The organism is Mesorhizobium australafricanum (assembly GCF_033977265.1).
In the GTDB taxonomy this organism is placed as follows: Bacteria; Pseudomonadota; Alphaproteobacteria; order Rhizobiales; family Rhizobiaceae; genus Mesorhizobium; species Mesorhizobium australafricanum.
In genome coordinates, this window is the sequence record NZ_JAVIIT010000005.1 from 226140 (window position 1) to 245521 (window position 19382).

22 protein-coding genes are annotated in these 19382 nt (G+C 65.0%); 10 read left to right on the forward strand and 12 right to left on the reverse strand.

Annotated elements, in window-relative coordinates:
* The first annotated feature begins 48 nt into the window (after positions 1-48).
* The gene (locus tag RFM98_RS12405; RefSeq protein WP_292330702.1) at positions 49-315 is read left to right on the forward strand and encodes a hypothetical protein; all 267 of its coding nucleotides are present in this window, start codon (positions 49-51) and stop codon (positions 313-315) included.
* Between the two features lie 56 nt (positions 316-371).
* Here RFM98_RS12405 and RFM98_RS12410 read toward each other — a convergent pair whose 3' ends face one another.
* The 6 genes from RFM98_RS12410 to hemC all read right to left on the reverse strand — a co-directional run bounded on the left by RFM98_RS12410 (position 372) and on the right by hemC (position 6428).
* On the reverse strand, positions 372-1088 hold the full coding sequence (locus RFM98_RS12410) for a glutamine amidotransferase (protein ID WP_320309138.1): 717 nt from the start codon (positions 1086-1088) through the stop codon (positions 372-374).
* 18 nt (positions 1089-1106) lie between these two features.
* Positions 1107-1586: a tellurite resistance TerB family protein gene (locus tag RFM98_RS12415; protein WP_320309139.1), complete on the reverse strand. Its 480-nt coding sequence runs from the start codon at positions 1584-1586 to the stop codon at positions 1107-1109.
* A gap of 45 nt (positions 1587-1631) precedes the next feature.
* Entirely contained in the window at positions 1632-3206 is a 1575-nt protein-coding gene (locus RFM98_RS12420) for a heme biosynthesis protein HemY (RefSeq protein ID WP_320309140.1), read from the reverse strand.
* A 10-nt stretch (positions 3207-3216) separates the two neighbouring features.
* A complete protein-coding gene (locus RFM98_RS12425; protein ID WP_320309141.1) occupies positions 3217-4689 on the reverse strand; it encodes a COG4223 family protein in 1473 nt (490 codons plus the stop codon).
* A gap of 100 nt (positions 4690-4789) precedes the next feature.
* The gene (locus tag RFM98_RS12430; protein ID WP_320309142.1) at positions 4790-5503 is read right to left on the reverse strand and encodes a uroporphyrinogen-III synthase; all 714 of its coding nucleotides are present in this window, start codon (positions 5501-5503) and stop codon (positions 4790-4792) included.
* Position 5504: 1 nt separating this feature from the next.
* Positions 5505-6428 carry a hydroxymethylbilane synthase gene (hemC, locus tag RFM98_RS12435; RefSeq protein WP_320309143.1) on the reverse strand — a complete coding sequence of 308 codons (924 nt, stop codon included), beginning with the start codon at positions 6426-6428 and terminating at the stop codon, positions 5505-5507.
* 209 nt (positions 6429-6637) lie between these two features.
* Between hemC and tsaD the strand changes: the two genes are divergently transcribed.
* From tsaD to RFM98_RS12465, 6 genes are all read left to right on the forward strand, one after another.
* A complete protein-coding gene (tsaD, locus tag RFM98_RS12440; protein ID WP_320309285.1) occupies positions 6638-7723 on the forward strand; it encodes a tRNA (adenosine(37)-N6)-threonylcarbamoyltransferase complex transferase subunit TsaD in 1086 nt (361 codons plus the stop codon).
* Positions 7720-8739 carry an NAD(P)H-dependent glycerol-3-phosphate dehydrogenase gene (locus RFM98_RS12445; protein ID WP_320309144.1) on the forward strand — a complete coding sequence of 340 codons (1020 nt, stop codon included), beginning with the start codon at positions 7720-7722 and terminating at the stop codon, positions 8737-8739. The genes tsaD and RFM98_RS12445 overlap by 4 nt, the downstream gene beginning before the upstream one ends.
* Before the next feature lie 19 nt (positions 8740-8758).
* Positions 8759-9055 carry a YciI-like protein gene (locus tag RFM98_RS12450; protein ID WP_320309145.1) on the forward strand — a complete coding sequence of 99 codons (297 nt, stop codon included), beginning with the start codon at positions 8759-8761 and terminating at the stop codon, positions 9053-9055.
* A gap of 115 nt (positions 9056-9170) precedes the next feature.
* Complete coding sequence (locus RFM98_RS12455) at positions 9171-9596, forward strand: EVE domain-containing protein (protein WP_040991460.1); 426 nt, start codon at positions 9171-9173, stop codon at positions 9594-9596.
* On the forward strand, positions 9593-10249 hold the full coding sequence (locus tag RFM98_RS12460) for a class I SAM-dependent methyltransferase (RefSeq protein ID WP_320309146.1): 657 nt from the start codon (positions 9593-9595) through the stop codon (positions 10247-10249). The genes RFM98_RS12455 and RFM98_RS12460 overlap by 4 nt, the downstream gene beginning before the upstream one ends.
* Before the next feature lie 51 nt (positions 10250-10300).
* Positions 10301-10726, forward strand: coding sequence for a DUF1761 domain-containing protein (locus tag RFM98_RS12465; protein WP_320309147.1), 426 nt, complete (start codon positions 10301-10303; stop codon positions 10724-10726).
* 8 nt (positions 10727-10734) lie between these two features.
* On the opposite strand, the gene gcvA is transcribed toward RFM98_RS12465, so the two are convergent.
* The gene (gene gcvA / locus RFM98_RS12470; protein WP_320309148.1) at positions 10735-11655 is read right to left on the reverse strand and encodes a transcriptional regulator GcvA; all 921 of its coding nucleotides are present in this window, start codon (positions 11653-11655) and stop codon (positions 10735-10737) included.
* Between the two features lie 130 nt (positions 11656-11785).
* Between gcvA and RFM98_RS12475 the strand changes: the two genes are divergently transcribed.
* Positions 11786-12040, forward strand: coding sequence for a hypothetical protein (locus tag RFM98_RS12475; protein ID WP_320309149.1), 255 nt, complete (start codon positions 11786-11788; stop codon positions 12038-12040).
* A gap of 80 nt (positions 12041-12120) precedes the next feature.
* Here the strand turns inward: RFM98_RS12475 and RFM98_RS12480 are convergent, their stop codons facing one another.
* Positions 12121-12627, reverse strand: a complete 507-nt coding sequence (locus RFM98_RS12480) for a L,D-transpeptidase family protein (protein ID WP_320215689.1) — start codon at positions 12625-12627, stop codon at positions 12121-12123.
* Between the two features lie 174 nt (positions 12628-12801).
* On the opposite strand from RFM98_RS12480, the gene RFM98_RS12485 reads away from it, so the two are divergent.
* Both RFM98_RS12485 and RFM98_RS12490 read left to right on the forward strand, forming a co-directional pair.
* Entirely contained in the window at positions 12802-13485 is a 684-nt protein-coding gene (locus RFM98_RS12485) for a response regulator transcription factor (protein WP_040991447.1), read from the forward strand.
* A 254-nt stretch (positions 13486-13739) separates the two neighbouring features.
* Positions 13740-14195: a Crp/Fnr family transcriptional regulator gene (locus RFM98_RS12490; RefSeq protein ID WP_320309150.1), complete on the forward strand. Its 456-nt coding sequence runs from the start codon at positions 13740-13742 to the stop codon at positions 14193-14195.
* Between the two features lie 67 nt (positions 14196-14262).
* Here the strand turns inward: RFM98_RS12490 and xth are convergent, their stop codons facing one another.
* The 4 genes from xth to RFM98_RS12510 form a co-directional block, all read right to left on the reverse strand.
* Positions 14263-15069 carry an exodeoxyribonuclease III gene (gene xth / locus RFM98_RS12495; protein WP_320309151.1) on the reverse strand — a complete coding sequence of 269 codons (807 nt, stop codon included), beginning with the start codon at positions 15067-15069 and terminating at the stop codon, positions 14263-14265.
* A 255-nt stretch (positions 15070-15324) separates the two neighbouring features.
* Positions 15325-15993, reverse strand: a complete 669-nt coding sequence (locus tag RFM98_RS12500) for an outer-membrane lipoprotein carrier protein LolA (protein WP_320309152.1) — start codon at positions 15991-15993, stop codon at positions 15325-15327.
* A 187-nt stretch (positions 15994-16180) separates the two neighbouring features.
* Positions 16181-18850 carry a DNA translocase FtsK gene (locus RFM98_RS12505; RefSeq protein ID WP_320309153.1) on the reverse strand — a complete coding sequence of 890 codons (2670 nt, stop codon included), beginning with the start codon at positions 18848-18850 and terminating at the stop codon, positions 16181-16183.
* A 209-nt stretch (positions 18851-19059) separates the two neighbouring features.
* Positions 19060-19335 (reverse strand): hypothetical protein, encoded by a 276-nt coding sequence (locus RFM98_RS12510; RefSeq protein WP_320309154.1) that lies wholly within the window; start codon positions 19333-19335, stop codon positions 19060-19062.
* Positions 19336-19382 lie beyond the last annotated feature (47 nt).

A 19382-nucleotide genomic window follows, 5' to 3' on the forward strand; every position in this document is an offset into this window, starting at 1 on the left:
CCGATGCTGATGTGGAGGCGGGCTCTCACCTGACAGGAGGTTTACGTTGTGAAAATACGCACGACAACGCACAATCATCCCGGAGAACCAGGCGTTATTCTGCTGGATCAGCCATTGGCGAACATGATCGTGGCCACCGACATTCGCGATGGCGCGACGACGCTGTTCGGAACCGTTGATCTCCAGGCGAACTATTCCGGCAAGTACGACATCAGGGTTGAACTGTCCCCGGACGAACTCACGCGCGTCTACCGGCTGCTCGTCAAAAATCTCCTCGAGAAAATACAGGAGCTTACTAGCGAGCAAAATCCTTGAAGGCGGAGGCAATTTTTTGAGTCGAGCACAGCCGTTCGAAGCAAATTCGTTTTACTTTACCCCACCGCCGGCCTGCCAAAAATCAGCCCCAGAAACTCGCCCAGCCAGCGCTTGAGGTGCATGTCCCAGATCAGCCGGCCGCCGAGATGGTCGCGGCCGGGTTGCGCGCCGGGGAGCTCGAAGCGATGCGCGCCGCGCACCACCCAGCGCTGCATCATCGCCCGGGTCAGTTCGCCATGGAACTGGATACCCCAGGCATTGTCGCCATAGCGGAAAGCCTGGTTGGGATAGGTTTCCGCCGTCGCCAGCAGCGTCGCTTCCTTCGGCAGCGAAAAGCCCTCGCGGTGGAACTGGTAGACCATCTCCGGCCAGTGCAGCAGCTTTTTGCCGGCATCGGTTGCCTTCAATGGGTACCAGCCGATCTCGACCAGGCCTTCGCCATGGCCCTCGACCTTGCCGCCGAGATGGTTGGCCAGCATCTGGGCGCCGAGGCAGATGCCGAGGAACGGCCGGTTCTCTTTCAGCGGGATTTCCAGCCAATCGGTCTCGCGGCGGACGAATTCATCCTCGTCATTGGCGCTCATCGGCCCGCCGAACACCACCGCGCCGGCATGATCGTCCAGCGTGCAGGGCAACTGCTCGCCCAATGGCGGCCGGCGGATGTCGAGATCGAAACCTTCTTCCAGAAGCATATGGCCGACGCGGCCGGGGCTCGAAGTCTCCTGATGCAGCACGATCAGGATTTTTGGTCTCGGCCTCGGTCTGGATGGCATGGAAGGCGAAGGATCCTGTTATTCGTCGCTGGATTTGCCCCGCGCGCCGGGCACCGCGGCCGCCGCCTTGCGGCGCGCCTCGATGCGGTCACGACGCTCGACGCCGATCAGTTCGGCGACCCGCCACACCGTGTTGTCCTCGAGCTCGTCCAACTCGCCATCGGCATAGACGATTTCCCACATCAGGCCGATGAAGGCCTTGCGCGCCTCGGCGTCGAGATCGCGCTTGAGAACGCTGGTGAAGGCGTAGAGGTCGATCGCCTCGTTGTCGGCACGCTCGCCGGCCGCGGCCAGCGCATCGAGCTCCTCGCCGCTCACCGAATAGGTCTCGGCCAGGATTTGCTTGAACCGCTCCCACTCGACATCCTGGCGCACGCCGTCGGCGTTCATCACATGGTAGAGCAGCGCTGAGGCCGCGACGCGCGGATCGTCGGCGCTCGGCCTAGTCTCGCCGGCAGCCGGAATATCCCTCAGGAAGGACAATACGCGCTCGAACATCGATGTTTTTTCCCTGCCCACCAAACCCGGCCCCAGAACACAGCTTTAGAACAAACGAAACCGGCGCGGCGATTTTTCCGCCTCGTCTTCCGGCGCGACACCCGGATCGTCCGGCAAGGGCGGCAGCTCCGAACCCTGCCCGATTGTTTCCGTCTCGCCGGCCGGCTCGGCAACCGCCATGTCCTTCTCGCCGCCATTCGAACCAGCCTGCGCCGGCTTCTCGGCGGGTGCATCGGCAACGATGTCGATCGCCTTTTCGGCAATCGGTTCTACCGGCGGCGCCGCGATTGCCGGCACCGGCCCATCGGCGTCGCTGTCAATCAGCTGGCCAAGCCGCTCCATCGGCGCGCGCCAGGTGAAGGCGTCGAGCTTGCCGGTGATCGGCGACACCGGCGCCCAGCGCTCGGAGATGACGCCGTCCGCCACCCAGGCCGGATCGCGCGGCGCGCGCACCGCCTTCGACAGCAGCTGCCGCACCTTGCCCTGGTCGCTGGTCTCAGCCTCCTCGATATCGGCGAGCAGAAGATAGGCGCCCTCGCGGCGATCCATGCGGATCGCGGCCTCCGCTTCGCGGCGGGCGGTGGCGAAATCTTGCGCGTCGAGCGCCGCGCGCGCCACGGCCATGGACGACTCGGCGTGGTTCTTCTTCCATTCCTGCAGCTTCTTCGCCCGATTGAGGCGGTCGAGCACGGCGTCGCCCGACCTGGCATGGGTGTAGAGCTCGGCGATGTCGGGATGCGGCTCCGCCTTCCAGGCGGCCTCAAGGATCTTGGAGCCCTTGCGCACGTCGTTTTGCCGAAAAACCATGTCGGCGGCGATGACCGCCGCCGGCGCGAAATCGGGCGCCAGCTTGTTGGCTTCGAGCGCCGCTGTGCGGGCCGCGTTCGGGTCGCTGTCGACCAGCGCCTGCGCCTTGGCCGTCAGCAGCACGGCGCGGCGGCGGTTGGCGACATCGCGCTCGATCTGCCGCGTCGATTTCTGCGCCTCGACCAGCTTCAGCGCGCCGTCCCAGTCGCCGCGTTCGGTCAATTCCTCGAGCGTCGATTCCGCTGCCCACGCGAGCTGCGGCGCAACCGCCGCGGCGCGGCCCGCATAGTGGCGAGCGGCATTGCGGTCGCCGAGGCGCTCGGCCTCCAGATAGAGCCCGCGCAGGCCGAGCAGCCGCATTTCCGGATCGTCGAGCATGCGCTCGAATTTCTCGCGCGCGCCTTCATGGTCGCCTTCGAGCAGCGAGGCCTGCGCGTCGAGCAGGTTGATGAGAGGCTCCTGGTCGGAGCTGATCAGCTTTGCCGCTTCCTTGGTCTTCTTGCGCGCCAGCGCGCCGTCGCCGGCGCCGGCGGCGATCATGCCGGTCGACAGCGCCTGGTAGCCGCGGTCGCGGCGGCGCACCCGGAAATAGCGCGAGATCGTGTACGGGCTGTTCCACAGCGACTTGATCATCCACCAGACGATCATTACCGCGGCGACCACGGCGACAATCGCCACCGCCGCCACCATCAGCGTGACCTGGTACTGATAGCCGTTGAAGGTGACGAGCATCTCGCCCGGACGATCGGCCAGCCATGCGAAGCCCAGCCCGAGCGCGAAGACGACGGCGAGAAAGACGAGGATGCGGATCATCTTGTGGTCCTCACGCCTTCGTCGCGCCGGCAATCAGCGCTTCAAGTTGCTTTTCGACCTCCAGCCGCGCCTTCAGTTTGCCGGCAAAATCGGCGCCGGCAGCCTTCGCGGCATCGGGCAGCGTGTCATATTCGCTGAGCGCCTTGGCGTAATCGCCCTGATTGACCGCAACTTCGATGCGCGCCACGGTTTCGGGCGCCCCCTTGCCCTCGATAGCGCCGACCGGCCGCACCTGAACCAGCGATTTCGCGCTCGACACCAGGCTCTGGAAGAAACCGGCGTTCTGGTCGACAGGCGTTGCCGCCTCGGCCATGGCATTGGCGGCGGCACCCACCTCCGAAGCGATGGTGGCGCGGGTCGGCACACCCTTCTCGGCATAGGACCGCAGCGCCGCGAGCTCGGGCGCATCCGGCGCGATGGCCGCGAACGTGTCGAGCTCGGTGGCAAACGGCGCGCCGCGATCGAGCGCCGCCTTCAGCGCCGATGCGGCGATCGCCAGCGCGATCTTGGGCTGCGAGGCCTGTGCCTCGACCTTGCCCGAAAGCTGCGACACGGACTGCTCCAGCGCCGCCACCCGGCCGTCTGCGGCCTTGGCCGCGTCGCCGGCCGATTTCAAAAGCGCGTCGAGCCCGGCCAGCTTCTCGTTGAGCGGACCGAGATCGACGGGTGCCGCGCTACCGTTCTTCTGCAGGTCGGCAACGGCCGTCTCGATCTGGCCGACCTTGTCGCCGAGCGCCTTCAGCGCCGTGCCGTCGCCGCCTTGCCCTGCCGAGGATTTCAGTGTCGCGATATCGGTTTTGACCTGCTCGAGCGCCGACGAAAGACCGTCGACCTTGGCAGCGGCGCCGGTGTCGCCGCCTTCCTTCAACGCCGCGACCTCGCTCTTCAGCGAAGCGATTTCGCCATTGACGCCATCGAGCGATCCGCCGTTCGACCCCGGCGCGCCAAGCAGGCCGACCGCCTGCAGCAGGCCGGCGCCGGCAAGCGCGATCACGCCGCCGATCACGCCGGCGGCGATGGCGTTGACACCGGCTTTGCGCGATGGTTGCGGCACGCGATCCTCGCTTCGTGTCTCGTTTGACTTCGATGTCGAGGCGCCGGCCGCGGACGCGTCCTCGAAATTATATTCGAAGCCCTTGGGCTGGCTTTTCGGTGCGTCGGAACCGCTGGGATACGGCGCCTCCGGCTCGTCCTTGCCGGCCTCGGACTTAGCAGCCGCCGCCTGCGCGGCGTCGCTGTGTTCCCATGGCTCGATATCGGCCTGCTCGGCATGGATCGGCTCTTCCGGAGCTTCCGGCTGCGAAGCGGCGACGGCTTCTTCCGCCTTCGCCTCGTCGGTCTGACCGACATTGGCATCGGCCTTGCTGGCCTCGGCCTTGGCGGCATCCTCGTCGGTGATTCGCGACACGGCGCCGGGCTCGAGTTCGATGGTCACCGGCTCGCGCCGGGTCTTCGAATGTCGCATCTTCGGCGTCTTGACCATGCTTTGGGCTCCGCGAACTGGCTTGTGGATGGTTCAAAGGGTCCAGGAGATGCTCTAGCACATCACCAAGCGGTGAAAAGGGGCGGTGTGATGACGCGGCTCAGCCCGGCAGCGACAAAAGCGCCAGCAAGGCATCTTCCTCGGGCCGCGACGCGATGCGGATCGTTTGACGGACAACCCCGTCCAGCGGCTCGGCAACGCGCCCCGAAAGTGCCAAAAATTCCGCATTTTCAAAGACATGCCGCAGGGCTGGTCGTGCTATCAGGCCGACCAATGCCGCGCTGGCCTTGGCCGAATAAAGCAGCGCTGCCTCGACCGGCAGGTTCGACAACCGGGCAAGCACGTCGGCATCGTCATAGTCGATCCCGGCCGTGTCGTAGGTCTCGATCGCCTGGACTTGCACCCCCGCCATCGCCAGCCGCTGCTCGAACACCGGGAAGCGAACGCGGCCGCACAAAAAGACGATCGCTTTGCCGGCGAGGCCGCCGGCGATGGCGTCAACCAGCGCTTCGGCATCGCCAGGACCTTCCGTGACGGATAAAAATCCCGCCGCGCGGCAGGCCTCGGCCGTTCTTTTTCCAACCGCGTGGCAAGGCAGGCTCACAAGCGCCGCGATCATTTCCTTCGATGTATGACGCACCGCATTGGCGCTGGTAACAGTGACCGCGACGGCATCGGCGCCGATGGCCGCCTCGACCGGCAATGCGCTGGTTTCGGTCAGCGGCAGCAGGACAGGCTGAAATCCCTCGGCTTCAAGGCGTCGTGCCGTGCGCGACGCGCCAGGCTCCGGCCTCGTCACCAGGATGCGGACCATGTCAGGCCCAGCCGTCGAAGAATTTCGCGCCGGCCCTGGCGCGCACCGTCCGCGCGGCCTCCAGGCCTATTTCCGCCGCGTCCGCGGCCTCGCCTTCCAGCCGCACCTCGTGCGATTCCGTGCCGTCAGGCGAGATGATCAGCCCGGCAAAGTAAAGTTTCTCGCCCGATATCGTCGCATGGCCGGCGATCGGCGTGCGGCACGAGCCGTCGAGCGCCGCGAGGAAGGCGCGCTCGCAGGCCAAGGCCTGGCCCGTCGGCACGTGATGGATCGCCGCCAGCATTTTCTCGACATCACGGTCGCCGACGCGGGATTCGATGCCGATCGCGCCTTGTCCCGGAGCCGGCGGGAAAGCGTCCAGCGGCATCAGGTCGGTGACGACATTTTCCAGCCCGAGCCGCTTCAGCCCGGCATAGGCGAGGATGGTGCCCTCGGCGACGCCTTCGTCCAGCTTGCGCAGCCTCGTCTGCACATTGCCGCGGAACATCACCACCTCGAAATCCGGCCGCATCCGGCGGATCAGCGCCTGGCGACGCAGCGATGACGATCCGACCGTCGCGCCATGCGGCAGGTCGGCGAGCCGCTTCACCCGCTTGCCGATGAAAGCGTCGCGCGCGTCCTCGCGCGGCAGGAAAGTGATAAGCTCCAATCCGTCGGGCAGCACCGTCGGCATGTCCTTCGACGAATGCACGGCGATGTCGATACGGCCGTCGAGCAGCGCTTCCTCGATTTCCTTGGTGAACAGGCCCTTGCCGCCGGCTTCCGAAAGCGGCCGGTCCTGGATGCGGTCACCGCTGGTCGAGATGGCCACCACTTCGAACGCCTGCTCGGGCAGGCCATGCGCCTGCATGAGCCGCGCGCGCGTCTCATGCGCCTGGGCTAGTGCCAGCGGGCTGCCGCGTGTTCCGATTTTCAAAGTTTGCATGGCGCGCGGTCCGTGATAACCCCCGGCAAGCGAGGTCTGCCGAGATTCAGGTCAGGCCGGGCCGAAAATGGTGGGTTCTGAGAACCGGAGCGGAGCGTACTTGAAGTACGTGAGCACCGGAAGCCCAGGAACCCGCCATTTGCAGGCCGGCATCACCTGAATATCGATAGACCTCCGGCGACACAATCTTCATGGACAGCGACCAATTGATCCGCGTTCTGGGCATTGAGACGAGCTGCGACGAGACGGCGGCCAGCGTGGTGGCGCTGGACGGAACCGCCGCGCCCGAAATCCTGTCCAATATTGTGCTGAGCCAGATCGAGGAACATGCCGCTTTTGGCGGCGTCGTGCCCGAGATTGCCGCGCGTGCCCATGTCGAGGCGCTGGATGGCATCGTCGAAGCCGCGCTGGCCGATTCGGCCGTGTCGCTGGACGAGGTCGACGCGATCGCCGCGACCGCGGGGCCGGGCCTGGTCGGCGGCCTGATCGTCGGGTTGATGACGGCCAAGGCGATCGCCGCCGCCGCCAACAAGCCGCTGATCGCTATCAACCACCTCGAAGGCCACGCGCTGACGGCGCGGCTGACCGACGGTCTCGACTTTCCCTATCTTCTCCTGCTCGTCTCCGGTGGCCACACCCAGATCGTGGCGGTGCGCGGCGTCGGCGATTACCAGCGCTGGGCGACCACCATCGACGATGCGCTCGGCGAAGCCTTCGACAAGACGGCCAAGATGCTTGGCCTGCCCTATCCCGGCGGACCGAATGTCGAGAAGGCGGCGGCCAGCGGCGATGCCCGCCGCTTTGCCTTCCCGCGTCCGATGAAAGGCTCGGCGCAGCCGGATTTCTCCTTCTCCGGGCTGAAGACGGCGGTGCGCCAGGCGGCGACGGCGATTGCCCCGCTGAGCGACCAGGACGTCGCCGACATCTGCGCCTCCTTCCAGGCGGCGGTGGCCGACGCGCTGGGCGACCGTGTCGGCCGCGCCCTTGGCCGCTTCCGCCAGGAATTCCCCAACCAGGCAAAGCCGGCGCTGGTTGTTGCCGGCGGCGTTGCCGCCAACCGCACGATCAAGGCAACGCTTGAAGCGCTTTGTTCCCAAGCCGGCTTCGCCTTTGTCGCGCCGCCGCAAAAACTCTGCACCGACAATGCCGCGATGATCGCCTGGGCCGGCATCGAGCGGCTGCGCGCCGGCATCGCCGGCGAAAACACCGCCGACTTCGTGCCGCGTTCGCGCTGGCCGCTCGACGGCGTTTCCACGCCCCTGGTCGGCTCGGGCCGGCGCGGTGCCAAGGCATGACTGCGAAGGGAACGAGCGACAAGAAATCGGGCCGCGGCTGGCGCATTGCGGTGCTGGGCGGCGGCGCCTGGGGCACGGCGCTGGCGCTGGCCATGCTGCGTGCCGGCCATGATGTCCGGCTTTATGCGCGCGACGCCGAAACCGTCGCCGCCATCGCCAGGGGCGAGAATCCGCGCTATCTGCCCGGCATCAAGATCGCGTCCGGCATCGCGGCCACCGGCGATATTGCCGCGGCACTCGACGGCGCGGACTGCGTGCTGGCCGTAACGCCGGCACAGTCGCTGCGCGCCGTCCTGGCCACCGCTCGAAACCATGTGCCTCAGGGTGTGCCGCTGGTGCTCTGCGCCAAGGGCATCGAGCGCGACACCGGCGCGCTGCTGTCGGCGATCGTCGCCGAAAGCCTGCCGGACAATCCCGTGGCCGCGCTGTCCGGTCCGAGCTTCGCCAGCGATGTCGCGCGCGGCCTGCCGACCGCCGTGGTGGTTGCCGCTCGCGAGGCGGAATTGGCGGCCGGGCTTGCCGCCCGCTTTTCGGCGCAAAACCTGCGCTGCTATTCCAGCGATGACCTGATCGGCGTCGAGATCGGCGGCGCGCTGAAGAACGTCTTCGCCATCGCCGCCGGCGCCGTCACCGGCGCCGGGCTCGGCGCCAGCGCCCAGGCCGCCATGGTGACGCGCGGCTTCGTCGAGTTGCGCCGCATCGGCGCCGCCTTCGGCGCCAAGCCGGAGACGCTGATGGGACTTTCCGGCCTCGGTGACCTCTTGCTCACCTGTTCCTCGGCGCAGTCGCGCAACTTCGCCTATGGCCTGGCGCTCGGCCAGGGCAAGCCGCTTGCCGGCCTGCCTCTGGCCGAGGGCGTGCCGACGGCTGGCATTGCCGCCCGCATCGCCGCCGAGCGCCAAATCGAGGCACCGATCATTTCCGCCGTCGCCGCCATCCTCGATGGCAAGGTGACCATCGGCCAGGCCGTGACCGCGCTGATGACGCGGCCGCTCAAGACCGAAACCGACATCTGAACCGCCGGAGTTTGAAAACATGCTGTTTGCGTTGATTTGCAAGGACAAGCCGGGCAGCCTGCAGCTGCGTGTCGACACGCGGCCCGCGCATGCGGCTTTCCTGGAAGGCCTGATCGGCGAAGGCAGGCTTGCCTTTGCAGGTCCCTTCCTCGGCGCCGACGGCAAGCCGGACGGCAGCCTGGTGATGATCGAAGCGCCGGACATGGCCGGGGCGCAAGCCCTGGCTGCCGCCGATCCCTATGCCAGGGCCGGCCTGTTCGAGAGCGTCGAAATCCGCGCATGGAACTGGGTCTTCCAGAAGCCCGCCGGCGAATGATCGTTCGCGGCGCGGCCGCTCTGCGCCCTCTCGCCGCAGCCACGGCGACAGGCTAAGGGTAGCGGTGACGAGAACGCCGTACGTGGCGATCCGATAATGCGATGGGACAACTGATATGAACTACTGGCTGTTCAAGTCCGAACCCTCGGTCTTTTCCTTCGAGGCGCTGAAGGCGAAAGGCAAGGCCGGCACGCAGTGGGACGGCGTGCGCAATTACGCCGCCCGCAACAACATGAAGGCGATGCAGATCGGCGATCTCGGCTTCTTCTATCATTCCAACGAAGGTCTCGACATCGTCGGTATCGCCGAGGTCTGCGCGCTGGCGCACCCCGACACCACGACCGACGATCCGCGCTGGGAATGCGTCGACATCCGCGCCTTCAAGGACGTGCCGAAGCCGGTGACGCTGGAACAGGTCAAGGCCAATCCCAAGCTCGCCGAGATGGCGCTGGTCCGGCTCGGCCGGCTTTCCGTGCAGCCGGTGACGCCTGCCGAATGGAAAGAAGTCTGCCGCATGGCCGAGCTCAACCCGGCGCCGTGACGAAGCTCACGCCAGGAAGCGCGAAAAAGTTCATCCTCGACAACACGGCGCTGATGGCGCCGCTGCATGTGCCGGAAGTGCTGCTGCATCTCGCCGACGAGGCGCATGATCTGTGGCTGCGCACCGAGGAGGAGCTGGCCGAGATCGGTCTGCCGCCGCCCTTCTGGGCCTTTGCCTGGGCCGGCGGCCAGGGCCTCGCCCGCTATGTGCTCGACAACCCCGGAACGGTGCGCGGCAAGCGGGTGCTCGATTTCGCGTCCGGTTCAGGCCTCGTCGCCATCGCGGCGACAAAGGCCGGCGCGGCGCAGGCGATCGCCGCCGATATCGATCCGTTCTGCGAGACGGCAATCGCGCTCAACCTGGAAGCCAACGCCGTTAACGCGGAATTCCTCGGTACGGATTGTGTCGGCTCCGACGACGGCTGGGATGTCGTGCTTGCCGGCGACGTCTTCTATGACGAGGCGTTCGCCGCCAGGCTCAAACCCTGGTTCGCGGGCTTGCGGGCGCGCGGCGCCGAGATCCTCGTCGGCGACCCCGGCCGCGCCTACCTCCCCAGGACCGGACTGCAGTCGCTTGCCGTCTACCAGGTCCCGGTGACGCGGGTGCTGGAAGACGCCGAGGTCAAGCGCACGACCGTCTGGCGCCTTGCTTGACGCGATGAGCGAACAAGCGTTCCATCGCATTTCGATTTGGAGGGGAAAAGCATGGATTTTTCGGTCGTGAACTGGCTGGCGGTGATCGTCGCCGCCGTCGTCGCATGGTTGTTCGGCGCCGTCTGGTACATGGGCTTGAGCAAGCCCTGGATGAACGCAGCCAGGCTCGACCCGGCCACCATGAAGCGCTCGGCCGTTCCCTTCATCGTCAGCTTCATCGCCGAACTGGTCATGGCGCTTGTCCTGACGCTGGTGGTGGGCGCGATAACCGGCGGCGAGCCGAACCCGATCGCTGGGCTGCTGTTCGGCTTCGTGCTCTGGCTCGGCTTCATCGCCACCACGCTGACCGCCAACCACCGTTATCAAGGCTTCGGCTGGGCGCTGACGCTGATCGATGCCGGCCACTGGCTGGGCGTCATGCTGATCATCGGGGCGGTGATCGGCTGGTTCGGCGCGCCGGCCGCGCCGGCGGGCTGAAGGCCTTCTCAGGTCGGCGTCTTCGCCACTTCGTCCAGCAGCCATTCGCGGAAGGCGACGATGCGCGCGTCATCCTTTGCGGCCTCGGGATAGACCAGGAAATAGGCGAATTCGGGCGCGACCTTGATGCCGAGCTCGAAGGGCCGCACCAGGCGCCCCTGCGAAAGATCGTTGGCGACCATGGCAAAGTCGGCGAGCGCGACGGCATTGCCGTCGAGCGCCGCCTGCGTGGCGTCTGTCGAAGATCCGAACACCAGCGTGCGGCTGTCGTCGAAATCGTCGACGCCGGCCGCGTGCATCCACATGCTCCAGTTCGGCCAGGTCACGCCCTGCCGCGACCATTCGATATGCGCAAGCGTATGGTTGAACAGATCGCGCGGCTCTTTCAACGGCGGACCTGACGCCAGCAACGCCGGGCTGCATACGGGAATGATGATGTTTTCGAACAGCCTGTGCGCGCAAAGCCCCGGATATTTGCCGGCGCCGAAGCGGATGCCGATATCGACATCGTCGCGCTCGAAATCCCTGACGTCGTAGGTAATGTCGAAGCGCAGCTCGATACCGGGCTTCTGCTGGCGGAAATCGTCGACGCGCCGCATCAGCCACTTTGTTGCGAACTGGGCGTCGAGCGTCACTTTCAGCAATGAGGTTCCGCGCGTCAACTTGCGAGCGCGGCTGACGGCGCGGTTCAACAGGTCGAGCGCATCGATTGACGCGTCGTGAAGCACGTTGCCCGCTTCCGTCAGCCGGATGGTGCGGCTGGTGCGCGTGAACAGCACCAAATCGAGCTGATCCTCGATTTCCTTGATCTGGTGGCTGACCGCCGCCGGCGTCAGGCCTAGCTCGTCGGCGGCGCGGGTGAAGTTGAGATGCCTGGCAGCCGCTTCGAACGTCCTCAGCGCACGCGTCCCGGGCAGCAGCTTGGACATGCGATCTCCAAATAAAACTTGATGATCAGGAAAGAACTACTCGTTTCCCGTTTGTTTTTCAATCCGGCATGATGGCTTCATCGAAACACCATCAAACCGGATTTGATATCCGGAGAACACGGATAGCGCCATGTCTGAGATCGTTTTGAAGTCTCACACCGCCCTGAAATCATCCCTGCCGAACTGGCTGCAGGCAACATTCGACTGGCTGCGCCAAGCGCGTGTCGCGGCCCGGCTTCCGCTCGAATCGGTCGAGGATCTTTCGGACCACCAGTTGCGCGATATAGGCGGCGAGCGCCGCGACATCGCCAAGGCGATGGACCGGGATCTGCGCGAGATCGGGCTTCTGGGCACCGGTTGGCAGCAATCTGGAAAGAGGCAGTAGGGAGTAGGGCACTTGGCGGCGAACGCACGACTACGGAACTGATGTTTCCCCTACTCCCTACTCCCTACTCCCCTACTCCCCTACCTCACCACCTTCACCACCGTCCTGTCCGACAACAACGGAAGCAGCCTTGCCATGGTCCGCGCCGTCACCGCCACGCAGCCTTGCGTCGGCGTGAAGCCCGGCCGTGCAAGATGGAAGAAGATCGCGCTGCCGCGCCCGCGACGGCGCGGCGCGATGTTCCAGTCGAGCACCAGGCAGACATCGTAGAGCCGGTCGTCGCGCCGCATCCGCTCATGGCTCGCGCCATAGGGAATCTTCACCGGCCGATTGTAATTGCGGTCATCCGGCACCTCGCACCAGCCGAGATCCGGACCGATCGGGGCCATCGGCACCCTTGTCCTGCGCCCGCCCGGAAAATGATCGTTGCGGAAATAGCCCGACAGGATGCGCATCGACGCCAACGGCGTCGCGCCATCCCCTTCATGCTTGTTGGCTAGGATGCCGCCGCGCCCCAGTGCGCAGGGAAACACCGTTTTGCCGGCTTGCAGGAACCCTTGCGCAGGGTTGCCGGGGCGTGCCCGCACGACCAAAACACTTAGGGCTTTCGGCAAAAATGCGCCCGCCTCATTGCGCGCGCGTTTTTTCTTGTATGATTGGGTCACGGAACAAATCACTGTGATCGGCTGTTGCGCCGGTGAGCTTCCGCATAAATGGGGGGAGGTCAACTGAATATTCTTTTTAAAACAACGGATTGATCCATGACATCTCGCACCATTCTGATCGTTGATGACGACGACGACCTGCGTGCCACCCTGGTGGAGCAGCTGGCGCTTTACGAAGAGTTCGACGTCCAGCAGGAATCGACCGCCGCAAAAGGCGTCGCCGCGGCGCGCGGCGGCGTTGTCGATCTGCTCATCATGGATGTCGGCCTGCCCGACATGGACGGCCGCGAGGCGGTGAAAATCCTGCGCAAGGGCGGCTACAAGGCGCCGATCATCATGCTGACCGGCCACGACACCGATTCCGACACGATTCTGGGTCTGGAGGCCGGCGCCAACGATTATGTGACCAAGCCCTTCCGCTTCGCCGTGCTTTTGGCGCGCATCCGCGCCCAGCTTCGCCAGCATGAGCAGAGCGAGGATGCGACCTTCTCGGTCGGCCCCTATACGTTCAAGCCCAGCCAGAAACTGCTGATCGATCCGCGCGGCGCCAAGGTGCGGCTGACCGAGAAGGAAGCCTCGATCATCAAATATCTCTATCGCGCCGACCAGAAAGTGGTGACGCGCGACGTGCTTTTGGAAGAGGTATGGGGCTACAATTCCGGCGTCACCACGCACACGCTGGAGACCCATGTCTACCGGTTGCGCCAGAAGATCGAGCGCGATCCTTCCAATGCCGAAATTCTTGTGACAGAAAGCGGCGGCTACAAGCTGGTTCCTTAAACATTTCATGATCTAGAGCAATTCCAGGAAAGTGTGAGGCGGTTTTCCGTCCGGAATTGCGCCAAACAAGCAGACAGGGCGGTCGGGGCGGGACCGCTTCGGGTACGATCCTGGTGCTGGAGGGTGACGGATCGGCTCGATGGATGCCTGGCACGGTGTGCAGGCTGCAAGTGTTGGAGCGTTTCTTGCGCGTCCCATAAGAACGCGCCGCTCCAAAGGAGGGACTGGACTGACCGCTCGGGGACACAGCTAGGATGGCGCTGGATGACGACATCCACATCCTGTCCAGCGTAAAGCTTTTCCAGGGCTTCACGCAGGAACAGCTGCGCCTGCTCGCCTTCGGCGCCGAGACCACCGTGCTGCAGGCCGACCATAAGCTCTACCGCGAGGACGACGTCGCTGACTCTGCCTATATCGTGGTCAGCGGCTTGATCGCACTCTATCGGGAGCTAGGCGGTGAACGCGTCCCGATCGGTACGGCAGGCCCAGGCACCATGCTGAGCGAACTGGCGCTGATCGCCGATACCAACCGGCTGACCAGCGCCTCGGCCGCGGTCGACTCGGAAGTGATCCGATTGAGCCGCAAGATGTTCCACCGAATCCTGGAAGAATATCCGGAGATCGCGGTGCTGTTGCATGAGCGCATCCTGGAGGAATTCCAGCAGATGATCGCCCGCATCGAGGAGCTGGCGCCGAGGTTTTCGGGGTGAGCGGTTAGGCGTCGGCCAGGGAGCGCCTTCGAAGGACAGCTGCCCCTTTCCCCACCGCCGCCTGGCGTCAATCCAGATCGAACCGCGCAATCACCGGCACGTGATCCGACGGCTTTTCCCAGCCGCGCGCTGCCTGCAGGATGTCGTAGCCGGTGAAATCCGGCACCAGGTTGGCGGACGACCAGACATGGTCGAGGCGGCGGCCGCGATTGGAAGCTTCCCAGTCTCTCGCGCGATAGCTCCACCAGGTGTAGAGCTTCTGCTCGGCCGGCACGTTGAGCCGCATCAGGTCGACCCAGCCGCCGCTTCTGCGCATAGCCTCGAAGTTTTCCGTCTCGACCGGCGTGTGGCTGACGACGTTGAGCAATTGCTTGTGCGACCAGACGTCATGCTCCTGCGGCGCGATGTTCAAGTCGCCGACCAGGATCGACGCGGATACCCCGTCCTGGCTCGCCGGCATGCCGTTCATCTCATGGACGAAATCGAGCTTGTGCCTGAATTTGCGATTGATTTCCGGATCCGGCTCGTCGCCGCCGGCCGGCACGTAGAAATTATGCACCAGCACCGACTTGCCGCCCGCCTGCACCCTGACCGACAGATGCCGGCTGTCCTCGATCTCGCAGAAACGCCGCTTTTCGACCAGCTCGATCGGCCGGCGTGCGACGGTGGCGACGCCATGATAGCCCTTCTGGCCGTGGAACAGAATGTGCTCGTAGCCCGCCTTGCGGAAGGCCTTTTCCGGGAAGAGCTCGTCGGGAACCTTGGTCTCCTGCAGGCACAGCACGTCGGGTGCATGCTCTTTCAGGAGCCGCTCGACGATCGGCATGCGCAGGCGCACGGAGTTGATGTTCCAGGTGGCGATGGTGAAGGGCATGCGGCGAGGTCCGGCAACAGATCGCCGATCTAGTGCCAGCCGCGCGCCGTAAAGACAAGCCAGGCTATATCCCGGAGGTCAGCGCCGCCCCTCAATGCCCGGTCCACCCGCAGCAGCTGCGACGTCGGTGGTTGGCGAAGGCCGCCATGACAGCGTCCCTTCTCCCCGTTCACGCCGTTCACGGGGAGAAGATGGCGGCAGCCAGATGAGGGGCGGCGCCAGCTTACCCAGGAGAAATCCGAAGCGGACGAAGGCTTATCGCGTCTTGGTATTCAGCTCGCGGTTCGCCGTATAGTCGATCGCGAAAGTGTCGGCTGGGAAACTGCCGCCTTCCTTGACGTTGAAGATCATCACCGTCGTGTCCTTGCCCTGCGCGTCGGTGATCGTCCACTGGCGCAGCTCGTAGGTCTTCGGATCGAACATCATGGTGATCATCGCATTGCCGAAGACCGACTTGTCGGAGAGCTTGATGGTGGTGAGGTCGTCCTCTTCCTTGACGGCCTTGACGCGCCCGCCGGAGAGGTCGATCCGCTCGTCGAGCAGCAATTTCAACGGCGTCTTCGACAGCGGGTAGAGGTCGGAGGTGTTGAGCTTCTTGTTGAGGATCACCACCGACTTGCCGTCGGAGATCACCCGGAAGTTCGAGGAGCCGTCATAATTGAAGCGGATCTTGCCTGGCCGTTCGAGGAAGAACTTGCCACCGGTCTGCTCGCCCTTCGGGCCGAACTGGACGAACTCGCCGCTCATCGACCTCACCGAGGAGAAATGGTCGGCGATCTTCTGCGCCGCCGGCGGCACGGCGGCCTGCGCGGCGGCCACAAGCTGGTAACCCGGCACGAGGTTGAGAGCGGCAGCTCCGCCAAGCATCAGGCCGAGGCCGAGAACCTGGCGGCGGGTGAGGGCGAATTCGATCTGGGTCTTCATGCCGGTCACTTCCTGTGATTCGTGTGGTGGCAGTATCTGGACTCCCAGTAGGGCTTAAGTTTGGCGCGGGCGACAGCCCGTCGCACAAACGCGCCAGACGATTTCCGGTTGCCTGCCGACCCGAGTTGACGCCTCGCGCCGGGTCAAGGATTTGTCGAGATCGATGTCACCTGAATATCGATAAACCCTAGAATTTGTCGTCCTCCGTCGGCACCAAAATCTCGCGTTTGCCGGCATGGTTGGCCGGGCCGACAATGCCTTCCTTCTCCATCTTCTCGATGATCGAGGCGGCGCGGTTGTAGCCGATGCCCAGCCGGCGCTGGATGTAGCTGGTCGAAGCCTTGCCGTCGCGCAGCACCACTGCCACCGCCTGGTCGTAGGGATCGTCGGAATCCTCGAAATTGCCGCCGCCACCGCCGCCGGACCCGGCCTTGCCCGACGGACCGTCCTCGTCGTCTTCCTCGTCGTCCTCGGTGATGGCGTCGAGATATTCCGGCACGCCCTGCAGCTTCAGATGCCCGACGATCCTCTCGACCTCGTCGTCCGAGACGAACGGGCCGTGGACGCGCTGGATGCGGCCGCCGCCGGCCATGTAGAGCATGTCGCCCATGCCGAGCAGCTGCTCGGCGCCTTGCTCGCCCAGGATGGTGCGGCTGTCGATCTTCGACGTCACCTGGAACGAGATGCGGGTCGGGAAATTGGCCTTGATGGTGCCGGTGATGACGTCGACCGAGGGACGTTGCGTGGCCATGATGACATGGATGCCCGCAGCGCGCGCCATCTGCGCCAGGCGTTGCACCGCGCCTTCGATGTCCTTGCCGGCCACCATCATCAGGTCGGCCATCTCGTCGATGATGACCACGATATAGGGCATCGGCTCGAGATCGAGATTCTCGGTCTCGTAGATCGCCTCGCCGGTCTGGCGGTCGAAGCCGGTCTGCACCGTGCGCGAGATTTTTTCCCCCTTCTTCTCGGCCTGTTGGACGCGCGCATTGAAGCCGTCGATGTTTCGCACGCCGACCTTGGACATCTTGCGGTAGCGGTCCTCCATCTCGCGCACCGTCCATTTCAGCGCCACCACCGCCTTCTTCGGATCGGTAACGACGGGCGTAAGCAGATGCGGGATGCCGTCATAGACGGAAAGTTCGAGCATCTTCGGGTCGATCATGATCAGCCGGCATTCCTGCGGCGTCAGCCGATAGAGCAGCGAAAGGATCATGGTGTTGATGGCGACCGACTTGCCCGAGCCGGTGGTGCCGGCGACCAGCACGTGCGGCATCTTGGCGATGTCGACGATGACGGCTTCGCCGTTGATGGTCTTGCCAAGCGCCAGCGCCAGCTTCGCCTTGGTCGTCTCGAAGTCGCGGCTGGCCATGATCTCGCGCAGATAGACCGTCTCGCGCTTGGCGTTGGGCAGCTCGATGCCGATGGCGTTGCGGCCGGGAACGACGGCGACGCGGCAGGCGATCGCGCTCATCGAGCGGGCGATGTCGTCGGAAAGGCCGATGACGCGCGAGGATTTGATGCCGGGCGCCGGCTCCAGCTCGTAAAGCGTGACGACCGGACCGGGGCGGACATGGATGATCTCGCCCTTGACGCCGAAATCCTCCAGCACGCCTTCGAGCAGGCGCGCATTCTGCTCCAGCGCGTCCTTCGACAGGCTTGGGTCCTTTGCGACATTCTTCGGCTCCGACAGGAAATGCAGCGACGGCATCTCGAACGTGTCGGAACCGATCAGCGAGGTCTGCGCCTCGCGCTGGATGCGGGCGCCCGGCACGGGGCGCGCCGCCGGCGCCGCGACGCGGGTCGCCGCGTCGGAACGGAAATTCTGCACCCTGGTTGGCGCGGCGCGGCGCTGCATGGGCTGCTCGTCATCGAAGTCGTCAAGGTCGACGTCCTCGTCGTCGCCAAAAATGTCTTCATCGACCGGATCGACCGAAGCACTTCGGTCATTGACCATGGCGGCGAAGAATTCCGGTTCGACGCGGGCGCGGCCGCCGGGGCTCATGCGGGCCTCGGCAAACTCGGCCGATTCGACCCGCTCGGCGGCGCGCCGCCAGGCGCTGGCCTTCGGTTCCATCGGCGGTTCGAACTCGTCGCGCTCCTGCTTGCGGCGCGCGGCGCGGCGATGCATCCAGGCGCGGAACGACAGCCACCAATGGGTGATGGCACCGAGCGCGAGTATGCCCTCGTCGCCTTCGTCCTCGTCCTCGTCGAACAGCATCTCGTCCTGCTCGCGCGGATCGGGCCGGGCGGCGCGCTCCATGACTGCAAAACCGTTCTTGCGTGCGATCAGCGCCGAGCCATAGGCGAACAGCCACAACATCGGCGCCGCGAGGATGACCGCGATGATGCTGGCGAAAAGCCCTTTCGGGTAACCGCCGACGGCGATGCCGGGAATCTTCAGCACCATGTCGCCGAACACGCCGCCGAGGCCGGTGGGCAGCGGCCAGGTGTTGGGCGGCGTCACGCAGCCGGCGATCGCCGCGGCAGTCAGCGCGAAGCCGAACCAGGCAAAGCCGCGCTTCGGCAATTTGTCGACGCCGCGCGCGGAAAACAAAAGAAAGCCCCAGATCACCGCCGGCACCAGGCCGGCGACGGCGGCAAGGCCGAAGAACTGCATGGCGAGGTCGGAGAACACCGCGCCGACATAGCCCATGGCGTTGGTGACGACATTGCTGGTGGCGTGTGAGAAGCTCGGATCGGCCACGTTCCATGTGGCTAAAGCTGCGATGCCGAAGGCGGTGAACAGGAACAGCCCGGCGCCGACCAGCCGCCCGACCTGGCGCCGCGCGAATGCCTGGATGCCGTGCCCCGTATCGGTCAGCGCGAGCGGTGCTGAAGCGCCTGAACGCATGCCTCTTCCCCGTAATCGTTGCCTGGCCGGGCGCATGGCGCACCTCGGCAGATTCGAACGCCAGACTATCGGGGGGAAGGTTAAGGCCGCATTAACCATGGCCCTTTACCGAGCTTCATCTCCAACAAAGATGGCCGGCCTTGCGGCCCGCCATCCTTTGCTTGAAACGTCGAAACGATCGGGCCCGTGCGGACCCGACCTTCGGCACATCACTTGTGACCGGCATATGCCATCAGGTTGGCGCAGAATTCGGCGTGAGGCTTGCTCATCGCCGCGTCCTGGCACTCCTTCATCATCATGTCCTGCTTGTCCTTCGCCGTCGAAGCCCAGGCGGCCTTGAAGTCGGCCTCGGGCTTCATGGTCTTCATGCTGGAATCGGTGAAGAACGGGGCCATGTTGTCAGGCTCATCGAGAGCACCGGCAAGTGCAACGCCGCTGACCATCGAAAGCGCCATTGCTCCCAGGAAGATGTTCTTGATGTTCATCAGGTGTTTCCTTCCCTCTGTCTGGCGAGCGCCACGGTGGCGGTCGC